This window comes from Haloechinothrix aidingensis (genome assembly GCF_013450155.1).
GTDB classification, from domain to species: Bacteria; Actinomycetota; Actinomycetes; order Mycobacteriales; family Pseudonocardiaceae; genus Haloechinothrix; species Haloechinothrix aidingensis.
This window is the reverse complement of the sequence record NZ_JACCKD010000002.1, coordinates 548299-567038: the sequence shown is the minus strand read 5'-3', so window position 1 is coordinate 567038 and position 18740 is coordinate 548299. Positions and strand designations below refer to the sequence as shown.

The following is an 18740-nucleotide window of genomic DNA, read 5'->3' as shown; positions in this document are numbered from 1 at the left end:
ATGCTCGTCGGGGTGTGCGCGTGACAGGCCGTCTGACGGGCCGTCAGACGGCCTGTCACGCGGCGGGTACCGGCCGGGCCCGTTCTCACGACGACGGTCGATCGGTCCGCGATGCCGCCTGCGCCGCTGTGTTCGCGACCGGGGACGTGCCGGGCGAGCCCGCCGGAGCGCGCGTGGCGCCGCGGGCTCCGCGGCGGAACAGCACCCGCCCGACGACGGACGGCTTCATGAGCTCCTGTGGCGGGTCGACGAGTGAGATCGCGCGGATGAAACGCCGCGCCACGACCGGATCGCTCGTGGCCGCGGCCTGCACCCGCGGCATGTACATGTTCGCCATCCGCGTGGCGAAGGTACGCCTGCCACGTACCTTCGGGTGGCCGAGATCCGCAGCTGCCGACATACTCCACGGGGCGTCGGTGGTGCGCGCGAGATCGCGGAAGTACGGGCCCGGCTGCGGCTCGACACCCTTCTCGAGGTGCTTGCGCAGCACAGCCGCACCCATGGCGGCGACAGTCATGCCCTGGGCGTAGACCGGGTTGAAGATGCACGCCGCGTCCCCGATGACCAGGTAGCCTTCCGGGAATCGCCGGAGGCGTTCGTAGCGGCGCCGGACACTGGCCGGGAACCGGAACGCTCCGGCATGCGCTCGCTGCTCGGCGTCGCGGACCGCCTCGTATATCTCGGGAACGGGCAGCGACTTGGCATAGGCAAGGAAGCCCTCCCGGTCCGTCGGTGCGCTGTCACCGTTGATCCCGGTCAGGGTAAGGGCGTAGCGGTCAGCCAGGCGCGCGAATATCGCCCCGCGCGGGTACGTCGGAGTCGCCGTCGGGACCAGCGCGATGTCCTCGCCGAGCGGGTCGTTGGGCAGCGGTCCGATGAAGTCCATGGTGGTGTAGGTAAGGTCCATGTGGACCTTCTCCTCGGGCGCTCTGGTGTAGCCGAGCTCCTCCAGCCAGCGAGGTGTGCGCGATGCCCGCCCGGTGGCATCGATGACCAGGTCGGCCTCGATGATCTCCTCCCTGCCTGCGCCGGCATCGCGGTCGCGCCCCTGGACGCGAACGCCGGTGATCCGGGTGTTGTCGGCAGAGGGGCGCAGACCGACGATGTCGGTGCCGTCCCGTACGGCGACCCCCGGGATGGCGCTGGTGCGGGTGCGGATGAAGTTCTCGATCACCGGACGGTTCGCGCCTACGCACGCCAGTCCGGTCTCGGCCTCGGCGAACATCGTGCCGTTGGCGTAGTAGTGGCAGGTCGTACCGTAGTCACCGACCGGCACGTCGAGGGCGAGCATGTCGTCGACGAAGCCCGGGAACAGGTCCTCGATGATCTCCCGCCCACGTTCGAGAAGCGCGTGGATGTGGATCGCCCACGGGATCGACGGGCGCAGCCCGGACCCCACATCCGTGAGGTCGTCGCGCTCGATGACGGTAACGCGGCTGTAGGCTTCGGAAAGCACGCGAGCGGACAGCATCCCGGCGATGCTTCCGCCGAGCACGACTGCGTGATCGCCGATCTGCTTTCCCATGGTCGTACCCTCCTGATCGGGTGTGTCAAGTCGTCCGGCAAGACTAGCCCGATGATCGGTACATTAACTTCTCTCGTGTTGCTGACTGTCTCGTTGCGACAGTTTTTCTCCGTAATTGCGGGAAGGGATCGTATCAATAGGCAGGGGCTCTTCGGGAATGTAGCGTCTCGGATGGACGAATACAGGCGATCCCGTGCGTTTCGGGAAGCGTGCTGCCGGACCGAGTACGGAGAAATGAGGACTACGTAATGCGCCAGTTCCGTGTCGAAGCCAGCCAGGAAGCACTCGACGACCTCCGTGCGCGTCTCACCGCTACCCGGTGGCCTGCCGAGACACCGGACGTCGGGTGGAGCCGTGGAGTCCCGCAGGCGTACCTCAGGGAGCTCGCCGAGTACTGGCACAGTGGCTTCGACTGGCGAGCGGTCGAGGCACGGGTCAACGAGTTCCCGCAGTTCGTCACGACGATCGACGGGACCGATATCCACTTCCTGCACGTGCGCTCGCCCGAGCCCGGTGCTGTACCACTGCTGCTCACTCACGGCTGGCCCGGGTCGTTCCTGGAGTTCCTCGACGTGCTCGGCCCGTTGACGGACCCGCGAGCGCACGGCGGTGACCCCGGGGATGCCTTCCACGTTGTGGTTCCGTCGTTGCCCGGCTTCGGTTTCTCGAGTCCGCTCACGCAGCACGGCTGGTCGATCCCCCGGGTAGCGAACGTCTGGTCGGAGCTGATGGCGTCCCTCGGGTATGACCGCTACATCCCGCAGGGTAGCGATCTCGGTGCCTTCGTCACGATCCTGCTCGGTGTGCTCGACAGCGATCACGTGGTGGGAACGCACGTCAACTTCCTGTTCACGCCCCCACCCGACGACGCTTCCGAGATCGGCGAGCTCGATCAGTCTGATTTGGACCGTCTGAGCCAGATGGCGAGTTCCGCAGACGACGGCTCGGGGTACATGAAACTCCAGGCGACGCGACCGCAGACGCTCGGCTACGGACTGACCGACTCGCCGGTAGGGCAGCTTGCCTGGATCATCGAGAAGTTCCAGGAGTGGACCGACTCGGACAAGACGCCGGAGGACGCCATCGATCGTGACCGTCTGCTCGCCAACGTCACGCTGTACTGGTTGACCGGGACGGCGGGCTCGTCGGCGCACTTCTACTACGACAACGCCGAGCTCTTGCCGGTCTCGGCGTCCCCGCCCGAGCCCTTGCCGCGGGTGCCGGGGCCGGTCGGTGTGGCGGTATACCCCCACGACATCGTGCGGCCCGTCCGGCGGTTCGCCGAGCGCAGCTTGCCGGACATCGTGCACTGGAACGAGCTCGACAGGGGCGGGCACTTCGCAGCCATGGAGGAGCCCGAGCTGTTCGTCGATGACCTGCGGATGTTCCGGCGGACGCTGCGGGCGCGGTAGGAAGGAGAACGAGATGGGTTCGGCGTTCGTCGTCCGTTACGAGACGACACCGGAAGCGGCAGACGAGAACCAGGCGCTGGTGGAGGCCGTGTTCGCCCAGCTGGCCGAGCAGCGGCCCGCGGGCCTGAGCTACGCGTCGTTCCGGTTGGACGACGGGGTGACGTTCGTGCACGTCGGCTGTATCGAGGGCGACGGCAACCCCCTGGCGGCGTCGACTGCGTTCCACGAGTTCCAGCGGGAGTTCCGCGCACGCGCTCCGGAGGGTCCGGTGGCATCCGGCGGTGTGCTGGTCGGTTCCTACGGATTCGGCGGGGAGGCAGCGGCTGCACGCCCGGCCACCGCGAGCAATGGAGAGGACGTGCCCGGATCGGCGTCGCTCTAGCGTGGAGCGCGGGCGCCGGAGGAACCGGCTTCGGGCAAGGCCCGGCCTGTCACCCGGTGATGGATCGATATACCGAGGAGAGTCCGAATGGTGGAGTCAGCAAACGCTGCCAACGTGGAGAACGTCGGGTTCGGGGTACGTGGCCTCGAGCTCGAGACCGTGACGTCGGCCGATGGCACGCGAATCGCGTTCGAGCGGTCCGGCGACGGCCCCCCTGTGGTGATACTCGGCGGGGGTCTCAATGAGAAGGCCATGTTTGCCAGGCTCGCCGAGGCACTGTCGGACCAGTTCACCGTGTTCAACTACGACCGTCGTGGACGTGGTGGGAGCGGCGACGCGCAACCCGCTGGGTGGTCCATAGAGCGGGAGGTCGAGGACCTCGCGGCCGTGGTGGAGGCCACCGGTGGGCGGGCGTCGGTCTTCGCCAACTGTACGGGCGGGATGATCGGCATTCGCGCGGCGGCCGACGGGGTACCCATGGGCAAGCTCGCCGTGTACGAGCCACCGTACGGTGGGCCGAAGGTCCCGGACGGCTATCTGGACGAGCTCAAGCGGCTCATCGCGGAGGACCGCAGGGGCGACGCCGTCACCCTGTTTTTGAAGGAGGACGTCTTCTTCAGTGACGAGGTGATCGACGAGCTCCGGGAGCATCCGGTATGGCCGTCATTCGAGGCGCTCGCCCCGACGATCGTCTACGATGCCATTCTCAGCGACGACCACGAGCGCGTCCCGGCCGACCTCCTTCCGTCCGTTCCCGTCGACACTCTCGTGATCAGCGGCAGCGACAGCGCGGACTGGTTGCTGGAGACCTGCCGTTCCGTCGCCGAGGGGATACCGCGGGGACGGTTCGTGAGCCTGCCGAGCGAGGGGCACCTGTTCAACCAGAAGCTGGGTGCGCCGTTGCTGGCCGAGTACTTCCTGTCGTGAGCTCGACGCCGGTCCGTCACAGCAGGAAGCGCGGAGATCCCGGCGCGGCGACCGTTCCGGGCCACGGGCTCACCGGGGTGCCTGCCCTCGACGGTGCCCTCACCGTCGACGCGGCCGACCTCGCGCGTGTCGCGCGTGACTTCGGCAACCAGGTCCACCGCGTGCCGCGTGCCGTCCTGCTACCAGGCAGCGCGGCCGACATCGCATCGATCGTGCGGTACGGGAGGGAACGCGGGATCCCCGTGGTGCCGCGCGGTGAGGGCCATTCCGTTCACGGGCAGACCCAGGTGCGCGACGGCATCGTCGTCGACATGCCTGCGCTGTCCCGCATACGCGCGGTCGGTCCGGACCGGGTGCACGCCGATGCCGGGGCACGGTGGGGCGCGGTGCTCGACGCTGCGCTCCGGGACGGCACCGCGCCGCCGGTACTGCCGGACTACCTCGCGCTGTCCGTCGGTGGCACGCTGTCGGTCGGTGGGATCGGTGGCGCCAGCCATCAGTACGGATACCAGGCCGACAACGTCCGTGACCTCGACGTCGTCACGCCCCGCGGGGACCTGGTGACGTGCTCGCCGCACCGCAACGGCGATCTCTTCGACGCGGTGCGGGGGAGCCAGGGCCGGCACGGGATCATCACCCGCGCCACCGTCGACCTGGTACCTGCGCGTCGTTCGGCGCGGCGCCACCTGCTGAGCTATGCCGACCTGCGGGTGTTCCTCGCCGACCAGTGCCTGCTCGCCGGGCAGGGACGGTTCAACCACGTAACGGGCTGGGCCAGGTATGCCAGCGGGGTCGGCTGGCGATACGTGCTGGAAGCGGTGTCGTTCTACGACCCGCCGGAGGAACCCGACCCGGACGTGCTGCTGCGCGGCCTCGGCCACGAACGCGGCGCGGAGGAGATCGCAACGACCGGCTACCGGGACTTTCTCCTGAGGTACACGCCGGTCGAGGTGGACTCGCGGGAGCCGGATCCGTGGCAGCAGCACGCGCACCCGCGGTGCAACGTCCTGCTGCCCGGCAGGTACGCCGAGGCGCTGATCTCCGGTGTGCTCGATGACCTCGCCCCGGACGATCTCGGCCCCGGTGGAGGCGTTCTCATCTACCCGATTCCCACCGCTCGGCTGGCCGCGCCGAATGTCCCGCGGGTCCGGGACGCGGTCACGGTGGTGTTCGGGGTGCAGCGGGCCGCACCGTCGGACGACCACGCGACGATCGAGCGAATGCAACGGGCCAACGCCGACCTGTACGCGGCGGCACGGCGGATCGGAGGCGTCGGGTACAGCGGTCTCACCGCCCACCACGAGGCACTGTACGGCGCGCATCCACGATTCTCGGAAATTGTTGACCGTCCGAGCAACGTAAGAGAATACCGGAACGAAATGAATTGCTAACGTCGTCCGATCACCACTCCGGTGGGGAGGACGTGGTCTTTGACAATTTTCTCGTGTCCTTAGGAGATGTCCGATGGAGAATCACTGCCCTGTCACACTGGACACTGCGGGCCAGGATGTTCACGCGGAAGCCGAGCGCATCCGCGAGAACGGACCGGTCGCACGGGTCGAGCTGCCCGGCGGCGTGCTTGCGTGGTCTGTTACCGGCTACGAAGAGGCCAAGAAGGTACTGTCCGATTCCCGGATCAGCAAGGATCCACAGAAGTGGCCCGCCTTCACCTCCGGTGAGATTCCGTCCAACTGGCCGTTGATCGGTTGGCTCCTGATGGACAACATGACCACGAACGACGACCCCGACCATATGCGTCTGCGCAAGCTGGTCTCACGCGCCTTCACGCCACGGCGGGTGGAGGATACCCGGCCGCTCATCGAGAAGACTGTCCACGACCTGCTCGATCAGCTGGAGGAGGCCGGGCCGGACGAGGTCGTCGACCTGAAGGGACGGTTCGCCACGCCGTTGCCTGCGCGGGTGATCTGCGAGATGTTCGGCGTTCCGGAGTCGGCCCGTAACGCGGTCCTGCGTGGAGCCGGAGTGAACGTCACCACGTCCATTTCCGGCGACGAGGCCGAAGCGAACGTCGAGAAGTGGCACGAGGAACTGTACGAGCTCGCCGAGATCAAGCGGCGGACCCCCGGTGACGACCTGACCAGCGTCGTTCTCGCTGCGAGGGAGGACGACGGCACCCGGCTCACCGACGAGGAGATGGTCGGCACCCTCCACCTCATGCTCGGCGCCGGGTCTGAGACCCTGATGAACGCGCTCAGCCACGCCGTGCTCGCCCTGCTGAGCCAGCCGGAGCAACGTGAGCTGCTCGAGGCCGGCCAGATCTCGTGGGACGACGTGATCGAGGAGACGCTCCGCGTGCAGGCCCCGGTGGCTCAGCTGCCGTTGCGCTTCGCCACCGACGACATCGAGGTCGGTGGCGTCGTGATCAACAAGGGTGACCCGGTGCTCATGGGATTCGCCGCCGTCGGGAGGGATCCCGACGTGCACGGTGCGAGCGCCGCCGAGTTCGATGCCACCCGTACCGACAAGACGCACCTGTCGTTCGGCCACGGCTCGCACTTCTGCCTCGGCGCACCGCTGGCCCGGTTGGAGCTGAGGATCGCGTTGCCCGCCCTTTTCGCGCGCTTCCCCGATCTCAGCCTCGGAGTGCGGCCCGACGAACTGGAGCCGCAGGGGACGTTCATCATGAACGGCCACAGCGCCCTTCCTGTCCGGCTGGGCTCTCCGGTACCGGCAAGCATCTGACCGCCCGACGCGCGCTGGAACCTTCCCACGGTTCCAGCCGGTCGACGCATCGTGCCGGCGAGCCGGTGCCGCACGGTCGGTGTGCCTCCGGTGTGTTCGGCAGTTGTGGTGATCGTGACCCCCTCTCCGGTCCCGGCTTGCCTGTCGACCGGGACCAAGAGGGCAAGCCGGGAGTCGTGTCGCGACACCGCCAGAGACGAGGATGCGGTAGCGACACAGTCGCCGGACGCCGCACCACGGTACCGGCGAAACAACCCGCCACCTCGTGTGGGGAACACGGTGACGATCACAGACATATTACCACGGCAATGCTCGCTTCTATCCGTAATCGACGAGTCCTCAGTGCACCGTAAAGATGCGGAAAAACGGATACGGGGCGGTATGCGGGAAACACGTCAATGAGACCTCCGCATTCCTTCCGGGGTACGGACGAGAACGTTGTTTAGGAGTAGCGATGCGGGTTCTCTACCGCGTTACCGGAATCCTGTTTGCGGTCGTGCTCGTGTTCGGCATGGGCGTGCTGACCGAGCGCCCGTCGCTCGGGGAGAGTGAGAAGGACGATCTCGCGGAACCCTACGACTTCGACGTACGCGATCTCAACTCCGCGCCGGAGGGCGCGAAGTACGGGCGCACGGTCGCCCCCGATCTGCGGCACTTCCGTGCGTGGATCTCCGGGGTGGGTGCGGGAGTCGCGCTCACCGACCTGCGCGACCTCGGCAGGCCCGCGGATGCCTGCCTGGTCGACCCGCGGGACGACAGCGTGACGCTGCGGTCGGTCCCCGGCAGCGGAGCGCCGGAGTACCCGGTGGTCGAGCTGCTTCCCGACGGGCTTCCCTACGACGACACCATGGCGCCGATGGGCTGCGTGCCCGCGGACCTCGACGAGGACGGCGATGTCGACTTCCTCGTCTACTACTGGGGCCGTTCCCCGGTGCTGTTCATGAACGAAGCGGGGCCGGACACGGCGCCGAGCGCGGAGGGCTTCACCGCGCACGAGCTGGTCGAGCCGATGCGGGTCTGGAACACCACGGCGGTGAACGTGGCCGATCTGGACGGTTCGGGTCACCTGGACATCGTGATCGGGAACTACTTCCCCGACGATGCGCGCGTGCTCGATCCGTCGGCCGACGACGAGACCCGGATGGAGATGCAGCACAGCATGAGCCTCGCCCGCAATGCGGGGCGCAACAAGGTGCTGCTGACCGAACCGACCGGGGAGTCCGATGCGCCCCCCGAGGTGACGGACGCGAGCAACGCGCTTCCCGAGCACGTGGCTACCGCATGGACGCTGGCGATGGGATTTCAGGACCTGACCGGCAATCACCGGCCGGACGTGTATGTCGCCAACGACTTCGGCAACGATCACCTTCTGGTCAATCGCTCCCGCACAGGTGAGCCGCGGTTCGACGTCGTCACCGGCGAGCGGGACATGACGACGCCGAAGTCGAAGGTGCTCGGCAACGGATCGTTCAAGGGTATGGGGGTCACATTCACCTATCGCGACCCGGACGAGCTGCCGATGATGGTCGTCAGCAACATCACCTCGCCGCATGCCCTGCACGAGAGCAACTTCGCGTTCGTGCCCGACGGCACCGGCAGCGACTTGCTCGACGGAACCGTCCCGTACAGCGACGAGAGTGAGCCACTCGGCATCTCGCGCAGCGGTTGGTCCTGGGACGTGAAGTCCGGTGATTTCGACAACAGCGGCACCGAGGAGCTGCTGCAGGCGACCGGGTTCATGGCAGGTGAGACCGATCGCTGGCCGGAGCTGCAGGAGGTCGCCATGGGCAACGACGCGCTGTTGAAGTACCCGGCGGTGTGGGCCAACTTCGAACCGGGTGAGGACGATCTGTCCGGGCACGAGCACAACCCGTTCTGGGCGGCCGACGCCGGTGGCGGTTTCGTCGACCTGGCGCCGCAGCTCGGTCTGGATTCTCCGGACGTCACACGGGCGTTCGCCCTCGGTGACGTCAACGGCGACGGCCTGCTCGACGCGGTGGTCGCCAACCAGTGGCAGGACTCCAGGGTGCTGCTCAACCGGGCGCCGGATGCGCCGCCGGGAATCAGCCTGCGGCTGGTGCGGCCGGGCGAGTCCGATGGTGGGTGGCCTGCCGCGATCGGAGCGTCCGTGACGACCCGCGAGGGCGTGGAGCCGGCACAGAAGCGCCAGCTCTACCCGGCGAACGGGCATGTCGGGGTATCGGCCGACCGCATGCATCTCGCCGCCCCCGGCAGCGGGCCGCTACCGGTCACGATCACGTGGCGCGCCGGTGGCCGGACACACGAGGCCGAGGTCGAGGTCCCTCCGGGCTCGGCGACAGTCGAACTGCACGACGACGGGACGGCGGTGCTGCGATGACAACCTCTCACCAAGGCGGCGTCGAGTACGTCGACGACCACAAGGTCGATCGGCACCTCACGCGGCACGTACTGGCGGATCCACCGGTTACGGACACGGCCGGGTCCACGCCCGGGGGTGCGGTGAACGGCACGCAGGCCGCGCCGGCGGCGAGCAGGCTCAAGCCCCTGCGGATGTTCGCCATGTCGATCACCGCGTTCACCGTGGTCGGTCATCTCCTGCTCGGCTTCGAGCAGTCCCCGGTCACACCGATCGCGGCGGTGTGCTTCGGCTACGTGATCGACCTGCTCCTGGAGTACCTGGACGCGCGGGCCGGTGACCGCAAGCCTGGCTACGCGGGTGGGTTCGGTCAGCTGGTCAGCTACCTCCTTCCCACGCACATCGCGGCGCTGGCTGCCGCGATGCTGTTGTGGGGTAACGAGTCATTGTGGCCGTACCTGTTCGCTGTCACGGTCGCCGTCACCAGCAAGCACCTGATCCGGATCAAGGTGAACGGCAGGTGGCGGCACTTCCTGAACCCGTCGAATTTCGGTATCGCCGCGACACTGCTGCTGTTCCCCTGGGTGGGGTTCGTGCCGCCGTACCACTTCACCAACAACGTGACGGGGGCCCTCGACTGGCTTGTGCCGCTCGGTGTCCTGATGGCAGGCACCATGCTCAACGCCAAGCTGACCGGGCGCTGGCCGCTCATCCTCGGTTGGGTCGGTGGCTTCGGCGCGCAGGCTGTCGTCCGGTGGGCCGTGCTGGATCACTCGCTCGTGGCAGCGCTCGTGCCGATGACCGGCGTGGCGTTCATACTGTTCACCAACTACATGATCACCGATCCCGGAACGACGCCGGGTCGGCCGCGGAACCAGGTCGTCTTCGGCGTGACGGCGGCCGCGGTGTACGGGCTCCTCGTCGCCTGGCACGTGGTGTTCGGCCTGTTCTTCGCGCTGGTGATCACCTGCATGCTGCGCGGCCTCGTGCTGGTGTCCGCTCCGTGGTGCAGGCAGGCGATTACCGAGAGCCTGCGCCGGAGGGCCGGGCGGGGCGGCAGCATCGTGCCGCCGTCGACGGCAGGCGTCGATGGGGCGAGATGAGGGGAGACATGCGATGACCACGACACCTCAACCGGAGCGCACGCGGGACGTGCGTACCGCGAGCCCCTGGCGGGTCGTTCTGTACAGTGCCCTTGCCGGGGTCGTCCTGGCCGTGCTGTGGTCGCCGTACCTGGTCGACCACGTGATCGCCGGAGGGATCGCCAACCCCGTCCTCGGCGGAGATATCCGGGAGATCACCATCACCGGGTCCGGAATGGCCATCGCGTTCGCGTTCATCACCGGGATGGCCGGCATGTTCACCGCCTGCAACGTCGCCGTGTTCAGCGCGCTCGCCCCGATGACGGCACAACGTTCCACCGCACGCGGCGGCGTAGCCATCCTGCTGCGGCCGGTGGCGTCGCTGCTGTCCGGCGCGGTGCTCGTCGCAGGGCTGTACGGGGCGATAGCGGTGTACTTCAGCAGCGGCATGCCGCAGCTGTCCGATGCCAGGATCGGGGACCCGGAGACCGGGATACCGGTCCGGCTGGTGCAGGCCGGCATCGTCTTCGGCGTGATCGGTGTCATCATGCTGTGGCGCGGGCTCGCCTACGCCGGGATCGCACCGAACCCGCTCGCCGGAGTGTTCGCGCGGCACTCCTGGGCCGAGATGTTCTTCCTCGGCGGCCTGATCGGAGCGTTCCTCATCGGCAGGCCGTACCCACCGTTTCGTAACCTGTTCGACTACGCAGCCTCGAGCAACGATCCCCTGCTCGGGTTCGTCACCTTCGCGCTGCAGTCGGTCGGCAACGTCATCGGCGTGGCCGTGATCTTCGTGGTGGTCGTGCTCGTGACGCGCGGACGTTTCCAGCGGTGGCTCGTCAGCAGGCCCGGCCGTCCTGAACGGTTCGCGGCCGCGGCGTTCGTCGTGGTGGGCACGTTCTTCGTCTTCTACTGGGCGGTCAAGCTCGGCTACCGCGCGGGCGTGATGTGGTGGCCGACCATGCCGTACCACTGATACCCGGCCGTGTGCCGTCGCTCGGGGCGGAATCGCCTCCCGGCCGTTGATGGCGCGGAAATTCGGGCGGGGATCCGGTAATGGTGCATGGTCCGGCGTATTTGTACCCCCAGCACAATCCGAGAAGACACGGTATCCGCGGGTCCGTCATGATTGAGTTGTCAGAATAAATTATGAACGCGCATCTGGCGTCTCGGGTTCGTGTGTTCATCAGAACGCCACGCAAATCTGTGGTCGGCGCGGAGGGTGGAAATCAGCTCATGGCAACGTCCATGCCGTGTAGGGCGCGACTCGACATTCCGGTGTCGATTTCGTTGAGACAATTGTTCGGCATGTTTCTGCTCCGTCCCCGGGGGGAGCCGTACTCGAAGGCGACGAGTTTCCAGGGCGGATCGTGTGGAGCGCGGTGATAATATGAGCAACGAGCGGATCGCGATCGTTGGTATCGGTCTTCGCTACCCCGATGCCGGTTCGACCGCCGAGCTGTGGGAGAACGTGCTGGCCGGCCGCCGCGCCTTCCGGCGACTTCCCGATGAGCGGATGAACCGCGCGGACTACTGGTCGCCCGACCCGGACGCTGCCGACCGTTTCTATACCGAGAAGGCCGCCGTACTGCGCGACTTCGAGTTCGACCGGGTCGGCTACCGCGTCGCGGGCAGTACGTACCGGTCCACGGACCTGACGCACTGGCTCGCGCTGGACGTGGCGGCCCAGGCGCTGGCCGACGCCGGGTTCCCGGACGGCGACGGCCTACCGCGGCAGGCCACCGGGGTCGTCCTCGGCAACAGCCTGACCGGCGAGTTCTCCCGGGCCAACCTGATGCGGCTCCGGTGGCCGTACGTCCGGCGTACGGTCGCCTCGGCGCTCGCAGGGAAGGGGTGGGACGAGGAGGAGACCGCGACGTTCCTGTCCGAACTGGAGACCCAGTACAAGGCACCGTTCCCTCCCGTTGACGAGGACACTCTCGCAGGCGGTCTCGCCAACACCATCGCGGGGCGGATCTGCAACTACTTCGATCTCGGCGGCGGCGGGTACACCGTCGACGGTGCGTGCTCGTCCTCGCTGCTCTCGATCCTCACCGCAGGCAAGGCGCTGGTCGCCGGCGACGTCGACGTCGCGGTCGCCGGTGGTGTCGACCTGTCGATCGACCCCTTCGAGGTGATCGGGTTCGCCAAGACAGGCGCGCTGGCCACCGGCGAGATGAAGGTCTACGACCGCGACTCGAACGGGTTCTGGCCCGGTGAGGGCTCGGGCCTGATGGTGCTGATGCGTGAGCCGGACGCGCTCGCGCGCGGCGCGCGGATCTACGCGTCGATCACCGGCTGGGGCATGTCCTCCGACGGGAAGGGCGGCATTACCCGACCCGAAGCGGGTGGTCACCGACTGGCGCTGGCACGCGCCTACGGGCGCGCCGGATACGGCATCGAGACCGTGTCCTACTTCGAGGGGCACGGGACAGGGACCGCGGTGGGTGACGCCACCGAGATCGAGGCGCTGTCCACCGCGCGGCGCGACGCCGACCCGGAAGCGGAGCCGGCCGCGCTGAGCACGATCAAGGCGAACTTCGGGCACACCAAGGCTGCGGCAGGGGTCGCCGGGCTGATCAAGGCGGCCCTTGCCGTGCACCATCAGGTCATTCCACCGGCGACCGGGCACGACCGCCCGCACTCGCGGCTGGCCGACGACGACGCCGCGATGTACGTGCCGGACCGGCCGCGGCTGTGGCCCGAGGACCATCCGGTCCGCGCAGGCGTGTCGGCGATGGGATTCGGCGGGATCAACACGCACATCGCGCTGCAGCAGGCTCCCGAGGCCGGGCGCAGGACCGAGCTCGACGCGCGCACGCTCGAGGTGTCCGGCGGGCGCCAGGATGCCGAGCTGCTGATGGTCGACGGCGCCGACCGCGCCGCGGTGCGCGACCGCGTGGCGCAGCTGGTCGAGGTCGTGCCCAAGCTGGCCTTCGCCGAACTGGCTGACCTGGCGGCCACGCTCAGCGGGGAGCTGTCCGGCCGTCCCGTCCGGGCCGCCGTCGTCGCCGACAACCCGGAGGACGCCGAGCGCAAGCTGACGCGCCTGCTCGCCCGGCTCGACAGTGGCGACAGCAGCCTGTTCTCGCCCGCCGACGGGGTCTTCCTCGATCATCGGCCGGTGCCGCCCGCGATCGCCTACCTCTTCCCCGGGCAGGGCTCCGGCACCGGAGCGGGTTCGGCGATACGCGGCCGGTTCCGTGTGGCCGAGGACGTCTTCCGTGCGGCGGACCTGCCGAGCGGCGGCGACCAGGTCGCTACGCAGGTGGCACAGCCGCGCATCGTGTCGGGGTCGCTCGCCGCGCTGCGCGTGCTGCGCGAGCTCGGCATCCACGCGCAGGCCGCTGCCGGGCACAGCCTGGGCGAGCTCACGGCGCTGCACTGGGCCGGGGCGATGACCGGGACGCAGGCGCAGCGGCTCGCCGGGATCCGCGGGCGGGTCATGGCCGAGGCAAGCCGCGGTGACGGTGCCATGGCCGGGCTCGCGATCGACCCTGACGGGGCGGAGCGTCTCGTGCGCGGCGAGGACGTGGTCGTCGCCGGGTACAACGGGCCACGCCAGACGGTGATCTCGGGCATGGCCGAGGCCGTGGAGCGGGTCTGTTCGGCCGCGCAGGCCGAGGGTGTCCAGGCCACGCGGATCAACGTCTCGCACGCCTTCCACTCGCCGTCGGTCGAGCCTGCCGCCGCCGCGCTCGCCGACGAGCTGCGCGAGTTCGAGTTCACCAGGCTCGAGCGGCCGGTGGCCTCCACCGTGACCGGCGAGGTGCTGCACGCCGCCGAGGACCTGCGCGCCTTGCTGCAGGATCAGGTGGTGCTTCCGGTGCGCTTCCGCGAGGCCGCGGCCACCGTGGCCGAACGGGCGGACCTGGTATTCGAGGTCGGGCCCGGATCGGTCCTCACGGGGCTGCTCGCCGAGATCGCGCCCGATGTGCCCGCGCTGCCTGTCGACACGGACAGCGCATCCCTCGCGGGGCTGCTCAAGGCGGTCGGGGCGGCGTTCGCCCTCGGTACGCCGGTGGATACCGATGCCCTGTTCGCGGGCCGGGCGGTGCGTCCGATCCCGCTCGACGGTTCGATGACCTTTCTCGCCAGTCCGTGCGAGCAGGCTCCCACCATCGATGCCGACCTGGCCAGTGATGCTCGGGCCGGCACGCGAAGCGATGGCGCCGCGGCCGCGGGGGATGCCGCCCCTGCCCACTCCGCGGCCGCGGCGCCGTCCGGTACGGACCCCGCGACCGGCGCGGACACCACGCTCGAGCTGCTGCGGACCCTTGCGGCCGAACGGGTGGAGCTGCCGGTGGAGTCGATCAGCGCGGATACCCATCCGCTGGACGACCTGCACCTGAGCTCGATCACGGTGGGCCAGCTCGTCAACGAGACCACACGGGCGCTCGGCCGCCCGCCACTGGAGGCGATGCCGAACTTCGCTACCGTCTGCCTCGGCGACCTCGCCGAGATGATCGACGAGCTGGCCGAGACGGCCAGGGAGGGCGACACGGCACGGGGCGAGGTGCCCGGGGTGGCCGACTGGGTGCGCCCGTTCGCGGTCGAGTACGTCGAGCAGGATGCGCCCGTGGTCGACATCGGCGCCGCCGGGTCCGGGACAGCGGTCGGCGACTGGACGGTGTACGCGCCGCCGGGGCACCCGCTGGCCGAGCCGCTGCGCGACGCGCTCGCGGGCGCGGGTGTCGGCGACGGCGTCCTGCTGTGCCTGCCCGCCGACTGCGATGAGAGCCATCTCGGCATGTTCCTCGACGCGGGACGTGCCGCCCTGGCGGCACCGACAGGCACGAGATTCGTCGTCGTGCAGCACGGTCTCGGCGCGGCCGGTCTCGCCCGGACACTGCGCCTGGAGGACCCGTCCACGCGGACGACGATCGTGGACCTCGCCGAGGTCGCGCCCGCCTCGGAGCCGGGGGTCAGCACGGCGGTGCGGCGGGTGGTCACCGAGGTCGCCGCCACGGACGACTTCGCGGAGGTGCGTTACGAGTCCGACGGCAGGCGCACGGTTCCGGAGCTGACCGGGGCTTCGGTAGCTGTCCCGGACCCGGCAGCGCCGCCACTCGAGGAGGACGACGTCCTGCTGGTCACGGGAGGTGGCAAGGGCATCACCGCGGAGTGCGCCCTCGCGGTGGCGCGCGACACCGGCGCCAGACTGGCCCTGCTGGGCCGCGCCGACCCGGACAGCGACGAGGAGCTCGCGGCGAACCTCGCCCGGCTGGACGCGGCAGGTGTGCGGTACCGCTACGAGCGGGCCGACGTGACATCGTCCGCACAGGTGCGGCACGCTGTCGATGCGGTCGAGTCCGAACTGGGCACGGTGACGGGTGTGCTGCACGGTGCCGGCCGCAACGCCCCTGCGGCGCTGTTCAGCCTGACCGAGGACGCGTTCCGCGACACCGTGGCACCCAAGGCCAGCGGCCTGCGCGCGGTACTGTCCGCTGTGGACGAGAGCGCCATCAAGCTGCTCGTAACCTTCGGCAGCATCATCGGGCGTGCCGGCCTGCGCGGGGAGGCGCACTACGCTACCGCGAACGACTGGATGACGGAGCTGACCCTGCGCCATCAACGCCGGAACCCGCACTCGCGCGTGCTTGCGCTGGAATGGTCGGTGTGGTCCGGTGCGGGTATGGGGGAGCGGCTCGGTGTGGTCGAGGCGCTGAAGCGGGACGGCATCACCCCGGTGTCCACGGAGGACGGTATCGAGGTGTTGCGGAACGTCCTCGCGGACCCCTCGGCGGGACCGGTCCTCGTGGTCGGCGGGCGGACCTCGGGCCTGCCGACGCTGCCCGTGCGGCGGGCCGAGCTGCCCCTGGCACGGTTCGTGGACCGGGTCGTCGTGCACTACCCGGAAATCGAGCTCATCACCGAGGCGGACCTGTCGGCGGGGAGCGACCCCTACCTGGAGGATCACCGGCTGGACGGGGACCTGCTGTTCCCCGCGGTCATGGGGATGGAGGCGATGACCCAGGTCGCGGCGGCGCTGTCCGGCCGGACCGGGTCACCGTTGCTGGAGAACGTCGAGTTCCTCCGGCCCGTCGTGGTGCAACCGTCCGGCTCCAGCATGCTCAGGGTGGCCGCGCTCGCGCGGGAACCGGGAACCGTGGACGTGGTGGTACGCAGTTCCGAGACCGGGTTCAGCGCGGACCACTTCCGTGCGAGGCTGCGTTTCCCCCGCCCGGACGCGCCGGGGGGCGCGGAACCTCCGGCGAACGAGTTGCCTGCCGTCCCCGTCGATCCGGTCACCGAGCTCTACGGCGGGGTGCTTTTCCAGGGTAAGCGGTTCCAGCGGCTGGCAGCGTACCGGCGGACGGGTGCGCGGCGTGCGGTGGCCGAGATCGTCACCGGTTCCGACGTGACCTGGTTCGCGCCCTTCCTGCCCCAGGAACGGGTGCTCGCCGACCCGGGAGCGCGGGACGCGATGATGCACGCCATCCAGTGCTGCGTGCCGGACGCGATCCTTCTCCCGGAAGGTGTCGAGCGGCTGTACCTGGCGGACAAGGCCGCGCAGGACGCCGAGTACCTGGTGCTGGACGCGCGGGAGCGCAGCCAGCACGGCGACAGCTACGTCTACGACCTGAACGTGTGGTCGCAGGCCGGTGAGCTCGTCGAGTGCTGGGAGGGCCTGACACTGCGTGCGGTACGCGGGCGCGACGGCGCGGGCCCGTGGGCGCCCGCCATGCTCGGGCCGTACCTCGAGCGTGCCCTGGAACGGGTGCTGGGCGGCAGCCGCACGGTGGTCGTCGAACCGGACCCCGCCGAGGGCGCGGTGGGCTCGACCAGTGAGCGGCGCGAGCGGACCGAGATGGCGGTGAGCCGGGCGTGGGGTGCGCCCGTGCAGCTGCGCTATCGGCCGGACGGTAAACCCGAGACGGATGACCTCGGCGTGTCTGCCTCGCATGGCGCCGGTCTGACCGTGGCCGTGGTCGGACCGGGCCGGCTGGCGTGCGATGTCGAGACGGTCGCCGAGCGTGGCGCCGGGGACTGGGCCGACCTGCTGGGTGCTGAGCTGCTGGCCGTTCGGGATCTGCTCGCCGCGGAGACCGGGGAGTCGGAGTCGGCGGCAGGCACCCGGGTCTGGTGTGCGATGGAGTGCGTCCGCAAGACAGGTGCGTGGACGCAGGCGGTCACTGTGGATCGCGTGCACCCCGACGGCTGGGCGGCACTGTCCGTCGGCGAGGCCAGGGTCGCCACCTGGGTGACGACGATCGACGGCCGGGAGGATCCGGTGGTCTTCGCGGTCCTCGAGGGAGAGGAGTGTTGACGTGTCGGACTACTACGAGATCCGCCACACCGTGGGGTTCGAGGAAACCAACCTGGTCGGCAACGTCTATTACGTGAACTACCTGAGGTGGCAGGGGCGCTGCCGCGAACTGTTCCTGAAGGAGAAGGCCCCTGCCGTGCTCGAGGACGTGCGCGCGGATCTGAAGCTCTTCACCCTCAAGGTCGACTGTGAGTTCTTCGCCGAGATCACCGCGTTCGACGAGCTGTCCATCCGGATGCGGCTGGAGGAGCTCACCCAGACCCAGCTCCAGTTCACGTTCGACTACGTGCACCTCACCGGCGAGCAGGAGGTCCTCGTTGCCAGAGGCAGGCAACGGATCGCCTGCATGCGCGGGCCGAACACCGACACCGCTCCCGCGCGGGTGCCGGACGCACTGCGGGACGCACTGGCGCCTTACACCGATGCGTCATCGGCGCTGCGCGCATCCGGCACCTGATGTGACTTCCGACCACGGAGGATCAATTGTCCAGCAACGGACTCAACTCGCAGGGCACGGCGGCACAGACGTTGGCGCGGACGTCGCTGCCAGGTGAGCGGCTCTCCGGTCAGGCGACGTTGCGTGAGGTCATGGCGCGGTTCGCCACCGGGGTCACCGTACTCACTGCCGGTGACGAGCACGGGCACGGCATGACGGCCAACGCGTTCAGCTCCGTGTCGCTCGATCCACCGTTGGTGCTGTGCTGCGTCGCCCGCGCGGCGCGGATGCACGAGGTAATCACGTCGGCGCAGTCCTTCGCGGTGTCGATCCTGGCCGCGGACCAGCAGGAGGTGGCACGATACTTCGCCGACTGGCGGCGCCCACGCGGGCGCGCCCAGTTCGACGCGGTCGAGTGGCTGCGCGGACCACGTACCGGAGCTCCACTGCTGGCGGGCTCGCTGGCTTGGCTGGAATGTGAACTGAGCACAGTGTACTCGGGCGGTGATCATTCGATATTCCTCGGCGAGGTGCTGAGTTCGAGTACCGGATCCGACCCTGATGCGTTGCTGTTCTTCGGCGGCGGCTTCCATCAGGTCGCGTGCTGATCGCGCGGGAACGACGCGCTCGCCAACTGGAAGGTTCACCGGTCGACAGGAGGGTTG

The 18740-nt window shown here is 68.9% G+C and carries 12 protein-coding genes; 11 read left to right on the top strand and 1 reads right to left on the bottom strand.

The window, feature by feature from the left end; translation table 11 throughout:
- Positions 1-85 precede the first annotated feature (85 nt).
- On the bottom strand, positions 86-1525 hold the full coding sequence (locus H0B56_RS07140) for an FAD-dependent oxidoreductase (RefSeq protein ID WP_180892121.1): 1440 nt from the start codon (positions 1523-1525) through the stop codon (positions 86-88).
- A 248-nt stretch (positions 1526-1773) separates the two neighbouring features.
- Here H0B56_RS07140 and H0B56_RS07135 point away from each other — a divergent pair, with 248 nt between their 5' ends.
- The 11 genes from H0B56_RS07135 (at position 1774) to H0B56_RS07085 (ending at position 18683) form a co-directional block, all read left to right on the top strand.
- Entirely contained in the window at positions 1774-2937 is a 1164-nt protein-coding gene (locus H0B56_RS07135; protein ID WP_180892120.1) for an epoxide hydrolase family protein, read from the top strand.
- 13 nt (positions 2938-2950) lie between these two features.
- Entirely contained in the window at positions 2951-3319 is a 369-nt protein-coding gene (locus H0B56_RS07130; protein WP_219632380.1) for a hypothetical protein, read from the top strand.
- 87 nt (positions 3320-3406) lie between these two features.
- A complete protein-coding gene (locus tag H0B56_RS07125; protein WP_180892119.1) occupies positions 3407-4246 on the top strand; it encodes an alpha/beta fold hydrolase in 840 nt (279 codons plus the stop codon).
- The gene (locus tag H0B56_RS07120; protein WP_180892118.1) at positions 4243-5637 is read left to right on the top strand and encodes an FAD-binding protein; all 1395 of its coding nucleotides are present in this window, start codon (positions 4243-4245) and stop codon (positions 5635-5637) included. Before H0B56_RS07125 ends, H0B56_RS07120 begins: the two co-directional genes overlap by 4 nt.
- A gap of 73 nt (positions 5638-5710) precedes the next feature.
- Positions 5711-6949 carry a cytochrome P450 family protein gene (locus H0B56_RS07115; RefSeq protein WP_180892117.1) on the top strand — a complete coding sequence of 413 codons (1239 nt, stop codon included), beginning with the start codon at positions 5711-5713 and terminating at the stop codon, positions 6947-6949.
- Between the two features lie 454 nt (positions 6950-7403).
- The gene (locus H0B56_RS07110; RefSeq protein WP_180892116.1) at positions 7404-9308 is read left to right on the top strand and encodes an FG-GAP repeat domain-containing protein; all 1905 of its coding nucleotides are present in this window, start codon (positions 7404-7406) and stop codon (positions 9306-9308) included.
- Positions 9305-10390, top strand: a complete 1086-nt coding sequence (locus H0B56_RS07105; protein ID WP_219632379.1) for an enediyne biosynthesis protein UnbU — start codon at positions 9305-9307, stop codon at positions 10388-10390. The genes H0B56_RS07110 and H0B56_RS07105 overlap by 4 nt, the downstream gene beginning before the upstream one ends.
- A gap of 13 nt (positions 10391-10403) precedes the next feature.
- Positions 10404-11345: a hypothetical protein gene (locus H0B56_RS07100; RefSeq protein WP_180892115.1), complete on the top strand. Its 942-nt coding sequence runs from the start codon at positions 10404-10406 to the stop codon at positions 11343-11345.
- 414 nt (positions 11346-11759) lie between these two features.
- A complete protein-coding gene (locus H0B56_RS07095) occupies positions 11760-17639 on the top strand; it encodes a type I polyketide synthase (protein WP_180892114.1) in 5880 nt (1959 codons plus the stop codon).
- Position 17640: 1 nt separating this feature from the next.
- The gene (locus H0B56_RS07090; RefSeq protein WP_180892113.1) at positions 17641-18096 is read left to right on the top strand and encodes a thioesterase family protein; all 456 of its coding nucleotides are present in this window, start codon (positions 17641-17643) and stop codon (positions 18094-18096) included.
- Positions 18097-18227: 131 nt separating this feature from the next.
- Positions 18228-18683, top strand: a complete 456-nt coding sequence (locus tag H0B56_RS07085) for a flavin reductase family protein (RefSeq protein WP_180892392.1) — start codon at positions 18228-18230, stop codon at positions 18681-18683.
- Positions 18684-18740: the final 57 nt, after the last annotated feature.